This window comes from Pseudomonas sp. LA5, from assembly GCF_028640825.1.
Taxonomy (GTDB): Bacteria; Pseudomonadota; Gammaproteobacteria; order Pseudomonadales; family Pseudomonadaceae; genus Chryseomonas; species Chryseomonas aestiva.
In genome coordinates, this window is the sequence record NZ_JAQYZY010000060.1 from 149,201 (window position 1) to 168,406 (window position 19,206).

The following is a 19,206-nucleotide window of genomic DNA, read 5'->3' on the forward strand; positions in this document are numbered from 1 at the left end:
GACAACCCGGAGCCATGACCGAACCTACCCGCCAGCGCGCCCGCGGCCTGGACCGCGCCTTCGATATCCTCGATCACCTCAAGCGGGTGGGTCGGCCGCTGCGACCCAACGAGATCGCCGCCGGCCTGGGCATTCCCAAGTCCACCGTCTACGACCTGGTCGGCCTGTTGCTGGAGCGGCACATGCTCGATGCCGTGGGCCACGACGGTCAGGTCTACCTGGGCCGCGAGCTGTACTTTCTCGGCCAGGCGCACCTGCGCCACTTCGATCTGGCCCGCGAGGCCGGGCTGCTCTTGGACGACATCGTCGCCCAGACCCGCGAGACCGCCCAGCTGTGCCAGCTCAACGGCCGCAAGTACACCGTCTCGCTGATGAAGGAAGGCGCCCGCGCCTTTCGTATCTCGTCCAATGTCGGCGAGGACGCGCCCATTCCCTGGACCGCTTCCGGACGACTGCTGCTCGGTCATCTGAGCGATGCCGAGATCCTCGCCCTGATCGATCCGGACGACTTCATCCTGCCCGACGGCAGCCGCCTGGCCCCGGCGACCTTTATCGCCGAGATCCGCAGCGCCTGCGCCGCAGGCTTCTTTTCCTTCGACAGCATCGCCGACACCTACACCCACTGCTTCGCCGCCCCGGTGCAGGACGCCAGCGGCCTGAGCATCGCCACCCTGTGCATCGTGGCGCCCCGCGCCGACGCCCAGGCCCACCATGCCGAGTACCGCCAGGTGCTGGTCGACAGCGCCCGCCGCCTGTCCCAGCGCCTGGGCGGCCAGGAGAATCCATGACCCCTCTCAACGCCCCCGAGAAAGGCGCCGCCAGTCCTGGCGCCAGCCTGCTCAGCGACATCGCCCTGCCCGCCCTGGTCATCCACCAGGACGCACTCGACCACAACATCGCCTGGATGCAGGCCTTCGCCAGCGAGCGCGGTGCCGAACTGGCGCCTCACGGCAAGACCAGCATGGCGCCGGCGCTGTTCCAGCGACAACTGGCCGCGGGTGCCTGGGGCATGACCCTGGCCACCGCGGTGCAGACCCGCGCCGCCCAGGCCCATGGCGTGCGCCGGGTACTGATGGCCAATCAGCTGGTGGGCGCGCCGAACATGGCGCTGATCGCCGAATTGCTCACCGCCGATCCGGACTTCGACTTCCATTGCCTGGTGGATCATCCTGACCAGGTCACCGCCCTGGGTGTCTTCTTTGGCGCACGCGGCCTGGCGCTGCAGGTGATGATCGAATACGGCGTACCTGGCGGCCGTTGCGGTTGCCGCAGCGAAGCCGAGGTGCGTGAACTGGCCCGCGCCATCGCCGGGCAACCGGCGCTGCACCTGACCGGCATCGAAGGCTACGAGGGGGTGATCCATGGCGCCGAGGCGGCCACCGACATCCGCGCCTTCGCCGATTCCCTGGTGCGCCTGGCGGAGGAATTGCGCGGCCAGGGCGCCTTCGCCCTCGACCGCCCCATCGTCACCGCCTCGGGTTCGGCCTGGTACGACCTGATCGCCGCCGCCTTCGACCAGCTGGAAGTGCGCGAGCGTTTTCTTGCCGTCATGCGCCCCGGCAGCTATGTGGTCCATGACCACGGGATCTATCGCGATGCCCAGTGTGGCGTCCTGGCCCGCACCGGTCTGAACGAGGGCCTGCAACCGGCGCTGGAGGTCTGGGCGCATGTACAGTCCATGCCCGAACCCGGTTTCGCCATCCTGGCGCTAGGCAAGCGCGACATCGCCCACGATGCCGGCCTGCCGCTGCCACTGCGCCGCTACCGACCGGACCAGACCGCTGCCGACGCCGTAGACGTCAGCGGCTGCACGGTCACGGCCATCATGGACCAGCACGCCTTCATGGTGGTGGCCCCGGGGACAGCGCTGGCCATCGGCGACATCATCGCCCTGGGCACCTCCCACCCCTGCCTGACCTTCGACAAGTGGCGCCAGGGCTGCATCGTCGAAGGTCTGCAGGTCGTGGAGACCTTCGCGACCTGCTTTTAGGCTTGTTTGAAAGGTCGTCGAACGAGGGTCAGGCAAGGCAAAAATCTGTGAGGAAGCGGAGTTTACGAATGGTAAATGAGCATTCCGAACAGATTTTTAACGCAGCATGACCGAGTGCAGGCACCTTTCAGACAAAGCCTAGGGGCGCAGCTCGCCCTCTTCCTCCCCATCCCAGTAACGAACGCGCTCGGCATGCACCTTGATGAGGATCATGCCGGGCGTGTCGGTACCCTGGGGAAACCAGCGGTCCAGACTCTTGGTCCAGTGAGCCTCGAATTGCGCCTTGTCGCGGATCAGCTCGGCATGCCCCTCGATGCCGATGAAGATGCCAGGCTTGCCGAGCAGACTCTTGCCCTCGCTGAAGCTCAGCCCCACCGCCGGATCCTGCTCGATGTCGCGGATCTTGGCCGAGTCCTCGTAGGCATAGAACCAGGAGTCCCCGTCATATTCGACGTCGCCGTTGTTGCTCATCGGCCGGCTGGTCAAACGCCCGGTGCCGGTGGTCAGCATGCAGAAATCCAGATCGCGCATCGCTTTGGAAAGGTCGTGCAGGGTCTTGTCGGCCATGGGGGTCGCTCCGGTTGGGCGGGCAGGCAGTGCCCGTCTGCATTCAGACCGGGGGCGGCGGCCGCTTGGTTCCGGCGCAGCGGCCGCGACCGGGCTTTTCGGACGGAGGGCGTTCAGTGGAAATGACCTGCACTCATTCAGATCGGTTATCCCCCTGTCGCCTTACGCCAACGCTCCCTGTCTTCGGCCGCACCTGCCATTCAAGTGTCACCGCCGTTAAATAAAACCAACAAGAGCGCCAGGAAAAATCCCAGCGGACCAAGTTCGACTTGGTTGCCGATACAGCAACTTTCGGCAAGCACCACGCCTTCGAATGAACGCCAGCCCTACTACTTAGCGGAGAGATTCTTCATGAGCAGTAAGATCTCGCTATTGATGGTATCCACGACACTCTGCCTGACGTCACCGGTATTCGCCGCCGTTATCAACCACGATCAGGTACAACAGATCCGTGCCGACGCCACCGCCGTCGAATACTACTATCAGCCGATGATTGCCGACGGTCCGGACTCCTGCAACAACTATCCGGCGGTGGATTCCGCGGGCAATGTCAGCGGCGGCCTGCATCCCTCGGGCGCTCCGGATGGACATTGTCGCGGCACCAATGGCCAGGTCTATTCGCGCATGGCCGAATACTTCAAACACTGCGCGATCATGTATTCCTGGTATTTCCCCAAGGATCAGCCGCCGAACTATCTGGGCGCCGCCGGCGGTCATCGCCATGACTGGGAAGATATCGTCGTCTGGACCAATGAGTGCAAAGTCGGCTCGCCCATATTGAAGATAGACTATTCCACCCACGGCAAATACCAGGTGAATTTCAATCCCCCCATCTGGAGAGGTCGCAGCGGTTATCTTGCCCAGGGCGTCCATCCCAAGGTCACCTATCATGCGACCTACAAGGGCTTCGCCGACCACTCCCCCGATGCCACCAACGACATGGGGCGCAGCCAGCCACTGATCAGCTGGAGCCGGATGCCGGTACCCGCCAAGAACACCCTGAACAGCTATGACTTTGGCGCGGCAAACGTACCCTTCAAGGATGGCGGGGCCTTCTGGTCCAACCTGCAGAAGGCCTGGCAGACCCAGTGACCCTGTGGGGTAGCTGGGGCTCCCTGGCTGCCTGGCCGCAGGCGTCCAGCCAACGATGTGCTGGCGACTGCGGAGACACCCCGCTAGCGACGCCCGGTCCGCGTAGCCAGGGCCGAGACCCCGACCCCCAGGATCACCAGACCGAGCCCGGTGAGAAACAGCGGGGAGACGGTCGCTCCAAACGCCAGACAGGAGAAGGCGGTACCCACGAGTGGCACCCCCAGGGTGAAATTCGACATGCCGAACGTGGAGATCCTCCGCCCATGCTCCGCCGAGATGACGAAGCAGGCCGACGTCGCGATCGGACCGATGAACAACAGTGCCTCGACCAGCGTTCGATCCCAGACGATGGCGATCGGCGGCCCCTCGACGAGGCAGGCGGCAATCGCCAGGGGGATGGTTGCCAACAGCATCTGCCAGGGCGCCAGGAGCAGGGCCGGGGTTACCCAGCGGTGGCGCTTCACATGCAGGATGACGAACGCCCAGCTCACCGCCGCCAGCAGCAGGAAGGCCGCCCCCACGAGGGTGTCCTGCTGCGTCCAGTCGAGCTCTCCAGGGGAGCAGACCGCGACGACGCCCGCCATCCCCACCAGCAGCCCGGCAAGCTGCAGCCGGGTCGGCGCTTCACGAAACAGCACCCAGGCCACGACCACGCACCACAGTGGCGTGGTGTAGGCCAGGAGCACGGCCTTGCTGGTGTCGACATGCACCATCGCCACCATGCCGAGTCCGGTAAAGGTCATCATCTGCAACAGGCCCACGCTGGCGACGATGGGCAGGTCCTGCCGGGTGGGCCGCCTGAGTTGCCCGCGCACGCCGAGATAGGCGAACAGGCAGAGCGCGGCACTGGCGAATCTGAGGGTCGCCAGCCAGAGCGGCGGCACGCTGTGCAGGGCAAGCTTCGTCACCGGCCAGCTACTGCCCCACAGCAGCACCATGAGTCCCAGGCACAGGTAGGTGGAGGAGATGCCCCGGCCCTTGATGCGGCTTTTCGCCAGATGCTGGATTGAAACGCTCATGGTGCCACCCTGTCGCAAGCAGATTGCCCAGGGTCATGATGCGGCGATACCAGCGAAAAAACGCACCTATCTGTTCCTCTAAAAATAGAAGATGGGTAAGTTCTACCCACAAAATGAACAACATAGGAAAATCTCACCATGAGCCGAGCGACGCTCGATGAGGCCAGCCTGCGTATCCTCGACGCGCTTCAGGAAAATGCGGAGCTCAGCAATGCGGAGCTGGCCGACATCGTGGGCCTTTCCGCTTCACCCTGCTGGCGACGCGTTGCGGAAATGAAGGAGCGTGGCGTCCTGCGCGGCGCCGTGACACTGGTCGATCCGGCAGCGCTCAACCTGGCCATCAACGTCTTCGTGCATGTGTCGCTCAAGCTTCAGGACAAGCAGTCCCTGGAGATCTTCACCAATGCGATCAAGGAGCGCCCGGAAGTGATGGAGTGCTACCTCATGAGCGGCGAGGCGGACTTCATGTTGCGGGTGGTGAGCGAAGACCTGAGCAAATACCAGACGCTCCTGCTCGACTGCCTGACGTCCATCCCCGTCGTGGCCAGCATCAGATCGAGCTTTGCCCTGAGCCAGGTGAAATACACCACGGCCCTGCCCACCAATCATCTGCGAAAGCGTCCGGCCGGCAGCAACGGTTGAGCGTGCGGAACGCCAGGCCAGTCAGGTCGGGCCTACGTCCAGGCGGTTCCGCTCGGGGCTTCGGTCAGGTTCCCCGCGGCTTGGCTCGCGCCGTGGGTTCGGCGATCAAGGGATCGTCCGGCCAGTAGTGCTTGGGATAGCGACCCTTGAGATCCTTCTTCACCTCGCCATAGGTATTGGCCCAGAAACTGGCCAGGTCCTGGGTGACCTGCACCGGTCGCCGCGCGGGCGAGAGCAGGTGCAGCTTGACCGCCAGTCGTCCACCGGCGAGGCGCGGGGTGTCGGCCAGGCCGAACAGCTCCTGCAGCCGTACCGCCAGCACCGGCGGCTGCTCGCTGTAGTCCAGGCGGATGCTGGAACCGGAGGGCACCGCCAGGCTGCGCGGCGCCAGCTCGTCCAATTGCCGCGGCAGCGGCCAGGGCAGCAGGCCCTGCAGCATGGCGGCCAGGTCCAGAGTGGCGAAGTGGGCCAGCCGGGTGACGCGCTCCAGATAGGGCAGCAGCCAGTCTTCCAGGCTGACCAGCAGGGCGGCGTCGCTCACATCCGGCCAGTCGCTCGTCTGCTTCTGCTGCAGGTCCAGCTGGCGCAGCAGCGCCACCCGCGCCTGCCACTGGCGCAAGTCCGGCGTCCAGGGCAGCAACTCCAGGCCCTTGCGCCGCACCAGCCCGAGCAGCGCCCGGCTGCGGGCGGCGGCGTCCAGATTCTTCAGCGGCTCGCGACTCAGCACCAGTTGGCCGATCCGCCGCTGGCGTTCCGCACGCAGCACCCCCTCGCGTTCATCCCAGTCCAGTTCGTCGTGACTCACCACCTGCTCGGCCAGCGGCCCTTCGAACAGCGCCGGATCCAGTTCGGCGGCGAGGTAGATGCGCTCTTCGCGCTGCCCCTGGCGACTGCCCAGGTCGGCCACCACCAGCCAGGGCGATTTCATCAGCCCATCCGGCTCGCCAAAGCTGGCGGCCCGGCCATTGGCCAGGCGATAGTCCTGGCCGCCGGCCTTGCGCTGCTGGGCGATGCGATCCGGATAGGCGCAGGCCAGCAAAGCGCCGGTCCAGCGCGGATGCTCGGGATCGGCCACCGGCTGCCCGGCCGGGCCGCGCAACAGGCCGCGATACTGGCGGATCAGCTGACGAATGCGCGCCACGCCGCCGCGCGGCCCCCGGCCTTCGCCCGCCAGCAGCAGGAGACGGGTGTGCAGATCGGCGCCCTGCCCCGGGGTCAGGTCGCGCTCGCCCAGCAGCGCGGCGATCTCGCAGGCACGCTCGGCCAGGCCCCAGGCCTGACCGCGCAACAGCAGGTGGGCCAGCCGCGGATGGGCCGGCAGGCCGCTCATGGCCTGGCCGTGAGGCGTGAGCACGCCCTGGTCGTCCAGGGCGCCCAACCGCAGCAGCAGATCGCGGGCCTGGGCGAGGGCGGCAGCGGGCGGGGGATCGAGCCAGGCCAGCTCCTCGGCGCTCATGCCCCAGCGCGCCAGTTGCAGGGCCAGACCGGCCAGATCGGCCTGGAGGATCTCGGCGCTGTCATAGGCCGGCAGCTGCTGATGCAGCTCTTCCGACCAGAGTCGATAGCAGACCCCCGGTTCCAGGCGGCCGGCGCGACCCTGGCGCTGGGTCGCCGAGGCACGGGAGATGCGGCGGGTGGTCAGGCGGGTCATGCCGCTGCCGGGATCGAAGGCCGGCACGCGCGCAAGGCCCGCGTCCACCACCACCCGCACCCCTTCGATGGTCAGGCTGGTCTCGGCGATGTTGGTGGCCAGCACCACCTTGCGCGTACCCGCCGGCGCCGGCTCGATGGCCGCGCGCTGGGCGGCCAGCTCCAGCTCGCCGTGCAGCGGACAGAGCAATACCCCCGCGGGCAGTTGCTCCGCCAGGCGCTCGGCAGTGCGGCGGATCTCCGCCTGGCCGGGCAGAAAGACCAGCAGGCTGCCGGTCTCCTCGTCCAGTGCCTGCAGCACCGTGGCGGCCACCCGCGCCTCCAGGCGTTCGTCCTGGCCGAGCGGTCGGCTCCAGCGGGTCGTCACCGGAAACATGCGCCCCTCGCTGCGCACCACCGGCGCTCCGCCCAGCAAGGCAGCCAGGCGTTCGCCTTCCAGGGTGGCCGACATCACCAGCAGCTTGAGCGGGGTGTCACGCAGCAGCTCGCGGCCGCTCAGGGTCAGCGCCAGGGCCAGGTCGGCGTCCAGGCTGCGCTCGTGGAATTCGTCGAAGATCACCAGGCCGACGCCCTCCAGCGCCGGATCGTCCTGCAGCCGTCGGGTGAGGATGCCCTCGGTGACCACCTCGATGCGGGTGCGCGGGCCCACCCGGCTTTCCAGGCGGATGCGATAGCCCACCGTCTCGCCAACGTCTTCGCCCAGCTCCGCGGCCAGGCGCTCGGCGGCGGCGCGCGCCGCCAGCCGGCGCGGTTCCAGCAGCAGGATGCGCTGACCGGCCAGCCAGGGCTCATGCAACAACGCCAGGGGCACCCGGGTGGTCTTGCCGGCCCCCGGCGGCGCTTCCAGCACGCAGTCATCGCGGTGGGCGAGGGCCTGGCGCAGCTCGGGCAGGACAACATCGATGGGCAAGGGCGTCATTGGGCACGGCCGGTGGTCTCAACGGGGCGGGCAGTATAAGAGCGGCTAACAAAATGTAGCGAGCGGCTGTCAGGCAGGTTCGCGCGGCGCGCAGGAACCGCAGTGTACGAGTGGTACATGAGGATTCCGAGCACTGCACGCGTCTGTATGGCAGACGCGCAGTAGTTTTGTTTGTCGCTCTAAAGCGTCTCGCCCGCCGTGATTCCGGCCGCTATAGTGGCGGCCTCATCCAACCGGAGGTTGTCTATGTCGATGCGTACCCGCGCGGTGTGTGGCGTCCTCGCCGCAGCCCTGTTCACCCAGCTGACCGCTTGCGGTTCGCTGTTCTATCCCGAGCGCCGCGGCCAGATCACCGGCAGTGGCCGGATCGATCCGGGCATCGTCGCCCTCGATGCCATCGGCCTGCTGTTCTACATCATTCCCGGCCTGATCGCCTTTGGCGTGGACTTCGCCACCGGCGCCATCTACCTGCCCGACAACAAGCGCGCCGAGGTCGATCCCAGCGAGCTGAACAAGGCGGTCAACCCGGATGGCAGCGTCGATCGCGCGCGCCTCAAGGCCATCATCCAGCAGGCCACCGGCCACAACCTGCCGCTGGACGATCCGCGCCTGCTGCAGCGCAGCGGCAGCAACGAGCAGCTCGCCAGCCTGGGCCTCGCCCCGCGCGCCTGATGAGCGACCCGCACGGCACCGAGCGGCTCCTGCGTCGCGCCACTGCCGCCTCGGTGGCGGTGGCGACGACGCTGATCCTGGCCAAGGCCGTGGCCTGGTGGTTCAGCGGCTCGGTCAGCCTGCTCGCCGGCCTGACCGACTCGCTGCTCGATGGCCTGGCCTCGGTGTTCAACCTGCTGGCGGTGCACTACGCCCTCAAGCCGGCGGACGACGACCACCGCTATGGCCATGGCAAGGCCGAGTCCCTGGCCGGCATCGCCCAGGCGGTCTTCATCGGCGTCAGCGCCGTGCTCATCGCCTGGCAGGCCATCGGGCGGCTGCAGCAACCCGAACCCCTGGGTGCCCATGCCCTGGGCATCGCCGTCACCCTGTTTTCCCTGGCCCTGACCGCCGTGCTGGTGGCCTACCAGCAGCACGTCATCCGCCTCACCGACTCCACGGTGGTCCGCGCCGACGCCCTGCACTATCGCTCCGACCTGCTGCTCAATGTCGGCATCCTGATCGCCCTGGCGCTGACCGGCTTCGGCTGGTACTGGCTGGATCCGCTGTTCGGCCTGGCCATCGCCCTCTACATCCTCTGGAGCGCCTACGGCATCGCCCGCGACTCCTTTGGCGTGCTGATGGACCAGGAACTGCCCGCCGACATCAGCGAGCACATGCTGCAGCTGGCCTGCCAGGTTCCGGGGGTGGAAGGTGCCCATGACCTGCGCACCCGCCTCTCCGGCAATCACTGGTTCGTGCAACTGCACCTGGAGCTGCCGGGCGAGATGAGCCTGTCCCGTGCCCATGTGCTGTGCGATGAGGTGGAAGCCGCCATCCGCGCCGAGTATCCCCAGGCCGAGGTGCTGGTCCACGCCGATCCGCTGGACGCACCCGACGTTCCGCACCGTCATCCGTTGCCGCCCGCCCCCTGAGCGGAACCCGGCGCCGCTGCGCTCTCTCGAATCTGCTGAGCCTGATTCGAGAGAGCGCCCCAGACGGCGCCGGAGTCCACCATGAAAACCATGCACCCGGTCGCGCACCTTGCCGACCTGCGCGAAGACCGCGGTACCGCGGTCGAGATCGAAGGCACCGCAATCCTGCTGCTGCGCGTCGGTGACGAGGTACGTGCCTTCCAGGCGCAGTGCCCCCATGCCGGCGCGCCGCTGGCCGAGGGCGCGGTCTGCCAGGGCCGCCTGGTCTGTCCCTGGCACAAGGCGAGTTTCGCCGTCGACGATGGCCACCTCTGCGAACCACCGGCGCTGGATGCCTTGCAACGCTATCCGGTGGACGTGCGCGACGGCGAGGTGCTGGTCGGGACCGAGCCCCTGCCCGCGCAGACGGCGGAGCCCCAGTCCGACGATCGCCTGTTCATCGTCATCGGTGCGGGCGCCGCGGGCACCGCCGTAGCGGCGGCCCTGCGAGAATTCGGCTTTGGCGGCCGCCTGCTGCTGATCGGCCGCGAACCGGGTGAACCCTATGACCGGACCGCCCTGTCCAAATTCGTCCTCCAGGGCGACAAGGCCCCCGATGAAGCTCCACCGCTGCGCGAGGCCGACTTCTTCCGCCAGCAGCGCATCGAACGCCTGCACGTCGAGGTGACGCGCCTGGATCCCCAGGTCCGCCAGCTGGAACTCGCCAACGGCCAGACCCTGAACTACGACGGCTGCGTGCTCGCCACCGGCGGCGAACCCAGGCCCCTTGACGTGCCCGGTGCCGAGCTCAAGGGCGTCCACCTGCTGCGGACCCGCGCCGACGCGGCCGCCATCCTGGCCAATCTGCCTGAAGAAGGCCGCGTGGTGATCGTCGGCGCCAGCTTCATCGGCCTGGAAGCCGCCTCCGCCCTGCGCAAGCAGGGCCTGGCGGTGGACGTGGTCGCCCCCGCTTCCCTGCCCTTCGTCAAGCAGATGGGCGAGACCCTCGGCCAGCATTTCAAGACCCTGCATGAAGCCAATGGCGTGACCTTCCATGCTCCCAGCGAGGTGGTGGGCTTTGCCGGCGACGACCAGGTGCGCCAGGTCAGCCTCAAGGACGGTACCCACCTGCCCGCCGACCTGGTCCTGGTGGGTACCGGCATCGCCCCGGCGACCGCCTTCTTGGCCAATCTGCCCCTGGCCGAAGACGGTAGCGTCCCGGTGGATACCCAGCTCCAGGCCGCCGCGGGCCTCTACGCCGTCGGCGATCTGGCCACCTTTCCCCATGCCGGCCAACCCACCCGCATCGAACACTGGCGCCTGGCCCAGCAACACGGCCGCCTGGCGGCGCACAATCTGCTCGGCCACGCCGAACGCTACGCGGACGTGCCCTTCTTCTGGACCCTGCATCACGGCAAGCGCTACGAATACCTCGGTCATCCCCGCCAGTGGGACGACATGCACCTCGACGGCAGCCTGGGCGACCAGACCTTCGTCGCCCTGCTGCTGGCCGAAGACCGGGTGGTCGGCGTCGTGGCTTGCCAGCGTGAGCGCGCCACCGCGGTGCTGAGCCAGCTCATGCGCCAGCCACTGTCGCGCGCACGTGCCATGGACGTCCTGGCAACGTCCTGAGCGGGAACGACCCGGACGCACCTGCGGGACAGGGGCGTTCCGGTCGGTCCGTGGCGTCTCAGTTCTTTGCGTTGAACATGTCGGCAAACAGCTGCTTGTGGGCCGCGTAGTAGTCGGCCACGACCTTGTCGGCGGAACTGTCACGCGCCTGGAGCATCAGCTGCTGCAAGTCGCCGGCCGGCAGGTGGTAGTGGGCAAAGAAGGTGGCGACCTGCGGGTACTCGGCAGGAAATTCCTTGCGCGCCATGGCATGGATCTGCTCCGCTGTACCGAAGACCCCCTTGGGATCGTCGAGATAGCGCAGCTTCCACTTGGAAAACATCCAGTGCGGACTCCAGGCATTGATCACCGACCACTTGCCGCGCTTCAGATTGCGATCCATCTCGGTGAGCATGCCGACTTCGGACGAAGCGACGATCTTGTAGCCCTTGAGCTGATAGACGTCGAAGGCCTTCTCGGTCAGCTTGTACTGGCCATTGCCGACTTCCGAGGAAAGGATCTTGCCGTCGAGCTTGGCTCGCACTTCCGGCTTCTTCAGGTCCTCGATACTGGAGAGTTCGCTCTGGGGAACGGACTCCGGCACCGCCATGCCCAGCTTGCCCTCGTAGAGCACGCCCAGATCGGTGAGCCGGTCCTTGTGCTTGTCGACGAACACCGCATGGGTGGTGGGTAACCAGACCATGGGAATGAGATCGATACTGCCATTGGCCATGGCCTGGAACTGGATGCCGATGTCAGCCTGCACCAGCTTCACCGGCAACTTCAGCTGGTCTTCGATGGCGACCTGGGCAAGCTTCGCGGTGATTTCCGCGTCCGACCAGTTGACCCAGCCAATGCGGACCGGTCCCTGGGCGGCCTGGACTACCTGGCTGGCGATCGTCAGGCCCACCACGGCGACCAGACCCAGCACCTTGCGCTTCATGTTCTGTACGACATTCATCAGCTCTATCTCCGGCGTTTGTAGTGTTGTTGTTGCTGGCAGTCTCAAGGCGAAGAACGTGTTGTTGTTGAGTAGAAAGCGTCTGCTAGAGCGCCCGCTCCAGGTCCGGCAGGGCTTGGAACAGATCGGCCACCAGGGTGTAGTCGGCCACCTGGGTGATGGGCGCCTCGGCATCCTGGTTGATGGCGACGATGACCTTGGAACCGCTCATGCCCGCCAGATGCTGGATGGCGCCGCTGATCCCCACGGCCACATAGAGATCGGGCGCGACATGCTTGCCGGTCTGGCCCACCTGCAGGTCGTTGCCGGCAAAGCCGGCATCCACCGCGGCGCGCGAGGCCCCGACGGCGCCACCCAGTCGATCGGCCACCCGCTCGACCAGGGCGAAGTTCTCCCGGCTGCCCAGACCACGCCCGCCGGATACCACCACGCGGGCACTGCCCAGCTCGGGCCGTGCGCTGGTGCTGAGCACCTCGCTGACGACGCGGCTCGCCGCCGGTAGCAACGCCTGTTCCAGGCGCACGATCGGGCAAGGCGGCTCCCCCTGCTCCGCCGGGGCGAAGGCGGACGCGCGAATCGTCAGGACCTGCACCTCATCGAGGGATTCGATTCGGGCGATGGCATTGCCGGCATAGATCGGCCGGCGGAACACGGTCGGGCTGTCGATGCCGATGACCTCGGCGATCATCCCCACATCCAGCAAGGCTGCCACCCGCGGCAGGACGCTACGCCCCTGGACGCTGGCCTCGGCCAACAACTGCCCGGGCTGCCGGCCCGCCAGCCCGGCGATCAGCTCGGCCTGGCTTTCCGGGGCGCACGGCGCGGCGGTCTCGACCACCAGCACCCGGTCCACCCCAACCAGGGCCGCCGCCTGCTCCGCCGCCGCGGCAGCACCTGGCCCGATCAACAGCAACTCGATGGGCTGCGCCAGCTCCCTGGCCGCCATGACAACGTTCGCCGTGCCAGCCTTGAGCTGGCCCTGGTGCTGTTCGGCGAGGATCAAGGTAGCCATCAGAGCACTCCCGCACGCTGTTTGAGGTGACTCACCAGTTCATCGACGGACTGGACCCGGATGCCGGCTGAGCGCTGGATGGGAGGCTGCACGCCCAGCAAGCGGGTATGCGTCTTGGTCGCGATGCCCAGCGCCGTGCCGTCAAGCATCTCCAGCGGCTTCTTCTTGGCCTTCATGATCGCGGGCAGCGAGGCATAGCGGGGCTCGTTGAGCCGCAGATCGCAGGTCACGACCGCGGGTGAGCGCAGCGCGACGGTCTGGCGCCCGCCATCGATCTCACGCTCGACGATCCATTCACCCGCCGCATGGCTCAGCGACGAGGCGCAGGTGGCCTGGGGCAGGCCGGCGAGTTGCGCCAGCATCTGGCCGGTCTGGCTGTTTTCCTGGTCGATGGCCTGCTTGCCGAACAGCACCAGGTCCGGACGCTCGCGCTCGACGACCCGGGTCAGCGCCTTGGCCACGTTCAAGGGTTCCAGGGGGCCCGGCAGCTCCACCAGCAGCGCTCGATCCGCTCCCAGGGCCAGGGCCACGCGCAATTGCTCCTGCGCGGCGCTGCCGCCGACCGTCACCACCACGACCTCCTGGGCGATGCCCCTCTCCTTGAGGCGGATGGCTTCCTCGACGGCGATTTCGCAGAAGGGATTCAAGGCCATCTTGACGCCCGCCAGCTCGACGTCGGAACCGTCGGTCTTCACCCGCACCTTGATGTTCGGATCGATGGCGCGCTTCACCGCGACCAGCACTTTCATCGTCTCTCCTGGGGCCCCTGGGGCCGTGGCTACCACCTGAGATGGGCCAATCCTAGCCATGGCTCGGCGTCGTCGGCAAGAGAAATGTACATGATGGATTTATTTATTGACACTAATGTACATTCACCCCAGATTGAGTGAAAACACGCCTGATGTCTTCAGCCCGGAGAGCCCGAGATGTCCACCGATCCGCTCCTGCAGCCGTACCAGCTCAAGCACCTGACCCTGCGCAATCGCATCATCACCACGTCCCACGAGCCGGCCTATCCCGAGGACGGCATGCCCAAGGCGCTGTATCGCGCCTATCACGTCGAGCGCGCCAAGGCCGGGGTCGCCCTGACCATGACGGCCGGCTCGGCGGCCGTTTCCCGCGACAGCCCGCCGGTGTTCAACAACGTGCTGGCCTGGAAGGACGAGGTGGTGGGCTGGCTGCGGGACCTGACGGACGAATGCCATGAGCATGGCGCGGCGGTGATGATCCAGCTCACCCACCTGGGCCGCCGCACCCGCTGGGACAAGGCGGACTGGCTGCCGGTGGTGTCGCCCTCCCACGAGCGCGAGCCGGCGCACCGGGCCTTCCCCAAGCAGATCGAAGACTGGGATATCGAGCGCATCATCAAGGACTACGTCGACGCCGCCGAGCGCATGAAGTACGCCGGCCTCGACGGCCTGGAGCTGCAGGCCTACGGCCATCTGATGGATCAGTTCTGGTCGCCGCTGACCAATACCCTGGACGGCCCCTATGGCGGCTCGCTGGAAAATCGCATGCGCTTCACCTTCGAGATCCTGCGCGGCATTCGCCAGCGCTGCGGCGAAGACTTCCTGGTGGGCATTCGCTACACCGGCGACGAGACCCTGCCCGGCGGCATCGACGCCAACGACGGCATGACCATCTCCCGACTGCTCAAGGACAGTGGCCTGGTGGATTTCCTCAACGTGATCCGCGGCCATATCGAAACCGATGCCGGCCTGACCGACGTCATCCCGATCCAGGGCATGCGCAATTCGCCGCACCTGGATTTCGCCGGTGAAATCCGCTCGGCCACCGGCTTTCCGACCTTCCACGCCGCGAAGATTCCCGACGTCGCCACCGCGCGCCACGCCATCGCCTCGGGCAAGGTCGACATGATCGGCATGACCCGGGCGCACATGACCGATCCGCATATTGTGCGCAAGATCATCGAGAAGCGCGAAGAAGAGATCCGCCCCTGCGTCGGCGCCAACTATTGCCTGGATCGCATCTACCAGGGGGGCGCGGCCTATTGCATCCACAACGCCGCCACCGGCCGCGAGACCACCATGCCGCACGACATCCCCAGGGCGGCGCTGCCGCGCAAGGTGGTGATCATAGGTACCGGCCCGGCCGGTCTGGAAGCGGCGCGGGTAGCCGGGGAGCGCGGCCACCGCGTCAAGGTGTTCGAAGCCGCCGATCGCCCCGGCGGCCAGATCCGCCTGACCGCCCAGAGCGAACGGCGGCGCGAGATGATCAGCATCATCGACTGGCGCATGGCCCAGTGCGAACGCCTGGGCGTGGAATTCGCCTTCAACACCTGGGCCGAGGCCGACACGGTGCTGGCCGAAGAACCTGACGTGGTGATCGTCGCCACCGGCGGCCTGCCCCACACCGAGATCCTCAGCCAGGGCAACGACCTCACCGTCTCGACCTGGGACATCATCTCCGGCGACGTCAAACCCGGTCGTCAGGTGCTGATCTTCGACGACGCCGGCGATCATGCCGCCCTGCAGGCCGCCGAGGTCATCGCCAGGAGCGGCGCCCAGGTGGAGATCGTCACCCCGGATCGGGCCTTTTCCGCGGAAGTCATGGCCATGAACCTGGTGCCCTACATGAGGACGCTGCAGGACCTCGACGTGACCTTCACGGTGACCTACCGCGTCGACCGGGTCGCACGGCGCGAAGGTCGGCTGGTCGCCACCTTCAAGAGCGACTACGGCCCGGTGCACAAGGAACGCGTGATCGATCAGGTGGTGGTGAACCACGGGACCGTGCCACTGGACGATCTCTATTTCGAGCTGCGGCCACAGTCGAAGAACGACGGCGCCGTGGAGCACCAGGACCTGATCGCCGGCAAGCCGCAGAACCTCGTCACCAACCCGGCCGGGCGCTTCCAGCTGTTCCGTATCGGCGATGCCGTGGCCGCGCGCAATACCCATGCGGCGATCTACGATGCGCTGCGCCTGATGAAGGATCTGTAGCCCAGCGAGCCGCCCTGGTCGCCGGCCAGGGCTAGCTGCCTACAGACCTAGAGCTCGCCCGCTGCCGGCGCCTGGCGGAAGGTCTCGCTGAGCGGCACGAAGACCCCGGGCTCGGCTTCGGCATAACCGAACTTGCCAAAGAAGCGGTCGAGTTCACGCTGGGTGGGGCGCTCACCGGTAAAGATGCTGGTGTAGTGCGGGATGCGCCGGAAGCGTTCGGTCAGCCCCTCGGCGGTCTTCATCGAGATATAGCCGATCTGCGTCAGGTACAGCGTCCGCGCCCGGGTGTCGGCCGCATCGGCGTCGTAGCCGAAGCGCTGGAACATGCTGGAAAGCGCCGCCATGCGCGTGCGATCGGCAAGGGCGATGGCCTCCGTTACTTCCGCGGATTGCAGCGCCCAGCTGCGTACCGCGAACTCGAACTGGGAGTCGAACAGCTCGGCGTTCAACCAGCACTCGAAGACATTGAGGATCGCCTCGGCGATGCTTTCCGCATAGCTCTCGCATTGCCGGATCAGATTGCCGGTGTTCTTGTCGCGCCAGCGATCGAGCAGCGCGGCCAGCAGCTGCTCCCGATCCTCGAAGAACCAGTAGAAGCTGGTACGCGACAGCTTCAGCCGCTTGGCGAGCGGCATCACCTTGACGCCATCGATGCCGGATTCCTTCAGGGCCTCGTAGGCTGCCTCCAGCCAGCCATCGGCCGAGCCGCGCCAGCCACTGTCGGCGGCCTTTTCCCTGTCCCGCGCCTTGCTCTGTCGCGCCATCAACCGCTTATCCCGTGCAATACTGTCCAGCAACTGTACAGCACCGCGCTTTTCTCTGCGCACCCAGGTGGATTCCTGCTTCTCGACGGCGTCTGCCGTGACGAATCGGGACTGAAGGCATAGCCCCGGCGAAGGCAGGCTCCCATGCAGCGCTCCGAATCCATGCGACGTTCCAAAGGCTATCGCCGGCTCATCCCGTCCATGAATGCCCTGCTGGTCTTCGAGGCTGCCGCTCGCCTTGGCAGCTTCACCCTGGCCGCCCAGGAACTCGGGGTGACCCAGGCCGCAGTCAGCAAGCAGATTCGCTTCTTGGAAGAACTGCTGGATACCCGCCTGTTCCACCGCCTGCACCGGGCCATCCAGCTCACCCCCGACGGCAGCGCGCTGTTTCTGGTCATGGGTGATTCCCTGCAGCGCATCGCGGCGACCTTCGACAAGATTCTCGACGGCCAGGCCGAGCAGGAAATCGTCCTGGCCTGTACCAGCGCCTTCTCCCATCTGCGGATCATGCCCCGCCTGCCGGCCTTGCAGGCACTGCTGCCCGATCTCCAGCTGCGCCTGGTCCCGCCGCTGCATCGCGAGGCCGATCTGGCCATCCGCTACGGCGATGGCAGCTGGGATGATGGCACGGCCACCCTGCTGTTCGACGAAGAGGTCTTTCCGGTCTGCGCCCCCGAGTGGCTGGTGAGCCATGCCGCGCCGCACTCCATCGCGGACCTCTACCAGAGTCCGCTGATCGACTCGGACGCCACGCTGGAAGGCTGGATGACCTGGAGCACCTGGTTCCGCGCCCTGGACCATACCCCACCACGGCTGCGCATCGGCCTGCGCTGTACCCACTATGCCGACACCATCCGGGCGGCGACCCAGGGCCTGGGGATCGCCCTGGGCTGGCAGCGTCTGGTCGCCCCACTGCTGGCGGACGGCCAACTGGTCCGGGTGACGGACTTCATCGTCAAGCCGCGCGATGCCTATTACCTGGTGGTGCCCCATGGTCGCCAGTCGGTGGTGGGCGAGCTGCTGCCGACCTGGCTACGCGACGAGCCAGGCGCCCATGGACCGCTCTAGAGCAAGGCTTTCATCGCATAACCCAGACTCATGCCAGCTTAACAATAAAGCGCGTTGACCCCTTCCAGGGGCGCTTCGATACTGCGGCCACCTACCCCCGGCCAACGTCTCCCCTGAGGTGCCCCATGGATAACGCCCCTGCCAGGAGCCATCGCGACCTGCTCGCCCAGCGCCAGCCGGGTCATGGTCTACCCGGCGAGCTGTATGGCCGGCAAGACGTCTTCGCCACGGACCTCGAAATCTTCTACAACCGGCACTGGATCGTGGTCGGCGTGACCGCGGACATCCCCGAGCCGGGCGATGTCTCCACCCTCGACATCGGCAAGGCCTCCATCATCCTGGTGCGCGACGACGACGAGAACATCCGGGCCTTTCGCAACGTCTGCCGGCACCGGGGCGCGCGGCTCAGGGAGGCGGGCAAGTCCACCGTGGGCATGCTGGTCTGCCCCTATCACCAGTGGACCTACGACCTCGACGGCCAACTGAAGCATGCCGCGCACATGGGCCAGGACTTCGACGCCAGCTGTCGCAGCCTCCTGCCGGTGGCGGTACGGGTAGTGGGTGCCCATATCCTGGTCTGCCTGAGCGAAGACCCACCCCAGGACATCGCTACGCTCGCGTCCGAGATGACGTCCCGCTTCGCACCCTACGCCCTGCAGCTCAGCAAGATCGCCCACGAGAGCGAGATCATCGAGAACGGCAACTGGAAGCTGGTGATCGAGAACAATCGCGAGTGTTATCACTGTGCTGCGGGCCATCCGGAATTGAACGCCTCCTTCCTGCCGGAAGACTTCGGCGTCTGCACCGACGGCATGAGTCCGGAATCGCTCCAGGCCCTGGCGGAGTATCAGGCGAAGAATGCCGCGGCCCGGCAGGACTGGGAAGACCAGGGCCATCTCTGCGCCGCCGTGGAGCACCTGGAAGAAGACAGCGTCACCCAGTTCCGCTCGCAGCGCCTGGTCATCGCCAACCACGGCGAATCCCAGACCCTGACCACCCGCGTGGCCTGTACCCGGCTGCTGGGCGACCTGCAGCGCCGCGACCTGGGCGATGTGCATTTCTGGACCCATAACTCCTGGACCCACGTGATGAGCGATCACGCCGTGGTCTCCTACCTCATCCCGCTCGGCCCGGACCAGACCCTGGTCAGGACCAAGTGGCTGGTCCATGCCGAGGCCGTGGAAGGCGTCGACTACGACCTCCAGACCCTGATCGAGGTCTGGCAGGCGACCAATCTGCAGGACGCCGGCCTCGTCGCCCTCACCCAGCGCGGCACCCAGGATCCCGCCTACGTGCCCGGCCCCTTCTCGACCTTCACCGAGACCTACGTCGAGCAATTCACCCGCTGGTACGCCGCCCGCCTCGCGGCCCACGGGGTGTGAG

General features: G+C 66.7%; 17 protein-coding genes and 1 other RNA gene. 10 read left to right on the forward strand and 8 right to left on the reverse strand.

Annotated features, from left to right (window positions below; translation table 11 throughout):
* Nucleotides 1-14 precede the first annotated feature (14 nt).
* On the forward strand, nucleotides 15-788 hold the full coding sequence (locus PVZ72_RS23275) for an IclR family transcriptional regulator (RefSeq protein WP_273863105.1): 774 nt from the start codon (nucleotides 15-17) through the stop codon (nucleotides 786-788).
* A complete protein-coding gene (locus tag PVZ72_RS23280) occupies nucleotides 785-1,990 on the forward strand; it encodes an amino acid deaminase (protein WP_273863106.1) in 1,206 nt (401 codons plus the stop codon). Before PVZ72_RS23275 ends, PVZ72_RS23280 begins: the two co-directional genes overlap by 4 nt.
* A gap of 138 nt (nucleotides 1,991-2,128) precedes the next feature.
* On the opposite strand, the gene PVZ72_RS23285 is transcribed toward PVZ72_RS23280, so the two are convergent.
* The gene (locus tag PVZ72_RS23285; RefSeq protein WP_273863107.1) at nucleotides 2,129-2,557 is read right to left on the reverse strand and encodes a pyridoxamine 5'-phosphate oxidase family protein; all 429 of its coding nucleotides are present in this window, start codon (nucleotides 2,555-2,557) and stop codon (nucleotides 2,129-2,131) included.
* 351 nt (nucleotides 2,558-2,908) lie between these two features.
* Between PVZ72_RS23285 and PVZ72_RS23290 the strand changes: the two genes are divergently transcribed.
* On the forward strand, nucleotides 2,909-3,649 hold the full coding sequence (locus PVZ72_RS23290; RefSeq protein ID WP_273863108.1) for an NPP1 family protein: 741 nt from the start codon (nucleotides 2,909-2,911) through the stop codon (nucleotides 3,647-3,649).
* Between the two features lie 83 nt (nucleotides 3,650-3,732).
* On the opposite strand, the gene PVZ72_RS23295 is transcribed toward PVZ72_RS23290, so the two are convergent.
* Nucleotides 3,733-4,668 (reverse strand): DMT family transporter, encoded by a 936-nt coding sequence (locus PVZ72_RS23295; RefSeq protein ID WP_273863110.1) that lies wholly within the window; start codon nucleotides 4,666-4,668, stop codon nucleotides 3,733-3,735.
* Nucleotides 4,669-4,806: 138 nt separating this feature from the next.
* Between PVZ72_RS23295 and PVZ72_RS23300 the strand changes: the two genes are divergently transcribed.
* On the forward strand, nucleotides 4,807-5,310 hold the full coding sequence (locus PVZ72_RS23300) for an Lrp/AsnC family transcriptional regulator (RefSeq protein ID WP_133862081.1): 504 nt from the start codon (nucleotides 4,807-4,809) through the stop codon (nucleotides 5,308-5,310).
* A gap of 64 nt (nucleotides 5,311-5,374) precedes the next feature.
* Here the strand turns inward: PVZ72_RS23300 and hrpB are convergent, their stop codons facing one another.
* Together hrpB and PVZ72_RS23310 are read right to left on the reverse strand one after the other, a co-directional pair.
* Nucleotides 5,375-7,879 carry an ATP-dependent helicase HrpB gene (gene hrpB, locus PVZ72_RS23305; protein WP_273863111.1) on the reverse strand — a complete coding sequence of 835 codons (2,505 nt, stop codon included), beginning with the start codon at nucleotides 7,877-7,879 and terminating at the stop codon, nucleotides 5,375-5,377.
* Between the two features lie 43 nt (nucleotides 7,880-7,922).
* Nucleotides 7,923-7,998: non-coding RNA, sX9 sRNA (locus tag PVZ72_RS23310), on the reverse strand.
* A gap of 127 nt (nucleotides 7,999-8,125) precedes the next feature.
* On the opposite strand from PVZ72_RS23310, the gene PVZ72_RS23315 reads away from it, so the two are divergent.
* The 3 genes from PVZ72_RS23315 to PVZ72_RS23325 all read left to right on the forward strand — a co-directional run bounded on the left by PVZ72_RS23315 (nucleotide 8,126) and on the right by PVZ72_RS23325 (nucleotide 11,076).
* The gene (locus PVZ72_RS23315) at nucleotides 8,126-8,551 is read left to right on the forward strand and encodes a hypothetical protein (protein WP_017639149.1); all 426 of its coding nucleotides are present in this window, start codon (nucleotides 8,126-8,128) and stop codon (nucleotides 8,549-8,551) included.
* Nucleotides 8,551-9,465 carry a cation diffusion facilitator family transporter gene (locus tag PVZ72_RS23320; RefSeq protein WP_187981210.1) on the forward strand — a complete coding sequence of 305 codons (915 nt, stop codon included), beginning with the start codon at nucleotides 8,551-8,553 and terminating at the stop codon, nucleotides 9,463-9,465. The genes PVZ72_RS23315 and PVZ72_RS23320 overlap by 1 nt, the downstream gene beginning before the upstream one ends.
* Nucleotides 9,466-9,546: 81 nt before the next feature.
* Nucleotides 9,547-11,076 carry an apoptosis inducing factor family protein gene (locus PVZ72_RS23325; protein WP_273863112.1) on the forward strand — a complete coding sequence of 510 codons (1,530 nt, stop codon included), beginning with the start codon at nucleotides 9,547-9,549 and terminating at the stop codon, nucleotides 11,074-11,076.
* Between the two features lie 58 nt (nucleotides 11,077-11,134).
* On the opposite strand, the gene PVZ72_RS23330 is transcribed toward PVZ72_RS23325, so the two are convergent.
* From PVZ72_RS23330 to PVZ72_RS23340, 3 genes are all read right to left on the reverse strand, one after another.
* Complete coding sequence (locus PVZ72_RS23330) at nucleotides 11,135-12,016, reverse strand: glycine betaine ABC transporter substrate-binding protein (protein WP_273863113.1); 882 nt, start codon at nucleotides 12,014-12,016, stop codon at nucleotides 11,135-11,137.
* Nucleotides 12,017-12,101: 85 nt separating this feature from the next.
* The gene (locus tag PVZ72_RS23335) at nucleotides 12,102-13,028 is read right to left on the reverse strand and encodes an electron transfer flavoprotein subunit alpha/FixB family protein (protein WP_273863114.1); all 927 of its coding nucleotides are present in this window, start codon (nucleotides 13,026-13,028) and stop codon (nucleotides 12,102-12,104) included.
* Entirely contained in the window at nucleotides 13,028-13,777 is a 750-nt protein-coding gene (locus PVZ72_RS23340) for an electron transfer flavoprotein subunit beta/FixA family protein (protein WP_187981206.1), read from the reverse strand. Before PVZ72_RS23340 ends, PVZ72_RS23335 begins: the two co-directional genes overlap by 1 nt.
* A 177-nt stretch (nucleotides 13,778-13,954) precedes the next feature.
* Between PVZ72_RS23340 and PVZ72_RS23345 the strand changes: the two genes are divergently transcribed.
* On the forward strand, nucleotides 13,955-15,991 hold the full coding sequence (locus PVZ72_RS23345) for an NADH:flavin oxidoreductase (RefSeq protein WP_273863115.1): 2,037 nt from the start codon (nucleotides 13,955-13,957) through the stop codon (nucleotides 15,989-15,991).
* Nucleotides 15,992-16,038: 47 nt separating this feature from the next.
* On the opposite strand, the gene PVZ72_RS23350 is transcribed toward PVZ72_RS23345, so the two are convergent.
* On the reverse strand, nucleotides 16,039-16,755 hold the full coding sequence (locus tag PVZ72_RS23350; protein WP_187981204.1) for a TetR/AcrR family transcriptional regulator: 717 nt from the start codon (nucleotides 16,753-16,755) through the stop codon (nucleotides 16,039-16,041).
* 144 nt (nucleotides 16,756-16,899) lie between these two features.
* Between PVZ72_RS23350 and PVZ72_RS23355 the strand changes: the two genes are divergently transcribed.
* Entirely contained in the window at nucleotides 16,900-17,823 is a 924-nt protein-coding gene (locus PVZ72_RS23355) for a LysR substrate-binding domain-containing protein (protein ID WP_187981203.1), read from the forward strand.
* A 125-nt stretch (nucleotides 17,824-17,948) separates the two neighbouring features.
* Nucleotides 17,949-19,205, forward strand: a complete 1,257-nt coding sequence (locus PVZ72_RS23360; protein WP_273863116.1) for an aromatic ring-hydroxylating oxygenase subunit alpha — start codon at nucleotides 17,949-17,951, stop codon at nucleotides 19,203-19,205.
* Nucleotide 19,206 lies beyond the last annotated feature (1 nt).

Coding starts and splice junctions, on each gene's coding strand:
- PVZ72_RS23280 (WP_273863106.1), top strand. CDS start 785: ATGACCCCTCTCAACGCCCCCGAGAAAGGCGCCGCCAGTCCTGGCGCC.
- PVZ72_RS23320 (WP_187981210.1), top strand. CDS start 8,551: ATGAGCGACCCGCACGGCACCGAGCGGCTCCTGCGTCGCGCCACTGCC.
- hrpB (WP_273863111.1), bottom strand. CDS start 7,879: ATGACGCCCTTGCCCATCGATGTTGTCCTGCCCGAGCTGCGCCAGGCC.
- PVZ72_RS23335 (WP_273863114.1), bottom strand. CDS start 13,028: ATGGCTACCTTGATCCTCGCCGAACAGCACCAGGGCCAGCTCAAGGCT.
- PVZ72_RS23330 (WP_273863113.1), bottom strand. CDS start 12,016: ATGAATGTCGTACAGAACATGAAGCGCAAGGTGCTGGGTCTGGTCGCC.
- PVZ72_RS23345 (WP_273863115.1), top strand. CDS start 13,955: ATGTCCACCGATCCGCTCCTGCAGCCGTACCAGCTCAAGCACCTGACC.
- PVZ72_RS23295 (WP_273863110.1), bottom strand. CDS start 4,668: ATGAGCGTTTCAATCCAGCATCTGGCGAAAAGCCGCATCAAGGGCCGG.
- PVZ72_RS23285 (WP_273863107.1), bottom strand. CDS start 2,557: ATGGCCGACAAGACCCTGCACGACCTTTCCAAAGCGATGCGCGATCTG.
- PVZ72_RS23315 (WP_017639149.1), top strand. CDS start 8,126: ATGTCGATGCGTACCCGCGCGGTGTGTGGCGTCCTCGCCGCAGCCCTG.
- PVZ72_RS23300 (WP_133862081.1), top strand. CDS start 4,807: ATGAGCCGAGCGACGCTCGATGAGGCCAGCCTGCGTATCCTCGACGCG.
- PVZ72_RS23340 (WP_187981206.1), bottom strand. CDS start 13,777: ATGAAAGTGCTGGTCGCGGTGAAGCGCGCCATCGATCCGAACATCAAG.
- PVZ72_RS23275 (WP_273863105.1), top strand. CDS start 15: ATGACCGAACCTACCCGCCAGCGCGCCCGCGGCCTGGACCGCGCCTTC.
- PVZ72_RS23360 (WP_273863116.1), top strand. CDS start 17,949: ATGGATAACGCCCCTGCCAGGAGCCATCGCGACCTGCTCGCCCAGCGC.
- PVZ72_RS23290 (WP_273863108.1), top strand. CDS start 2,909: ATGAGCAGTAAGATCTCGCTATTGATGGTATCCACGACACTCTGCCTG.
- PVZ72_RS23325 (WP_273863112.1), top strand. CDS start 9,547: ATGAAAACCATGCACCCGGTCGCGCACCTTGCCGACCTGCGCGAAGAC.
- PVZ72_RS23355 (WP_187981203.1), top strand. CDS start 16,900: ATGCAGCGCTCCGAATCCATGCGACGTTCCAAAGGCTATCGCCGGCTC.
- PVZ72_RS23350 (WP_187981204.1), bottom strand. CDS start 16,755: ATGGCGCGACAGAGCAAGGCGCGGGACAGGGAAAAGGCCGCCGACAGT.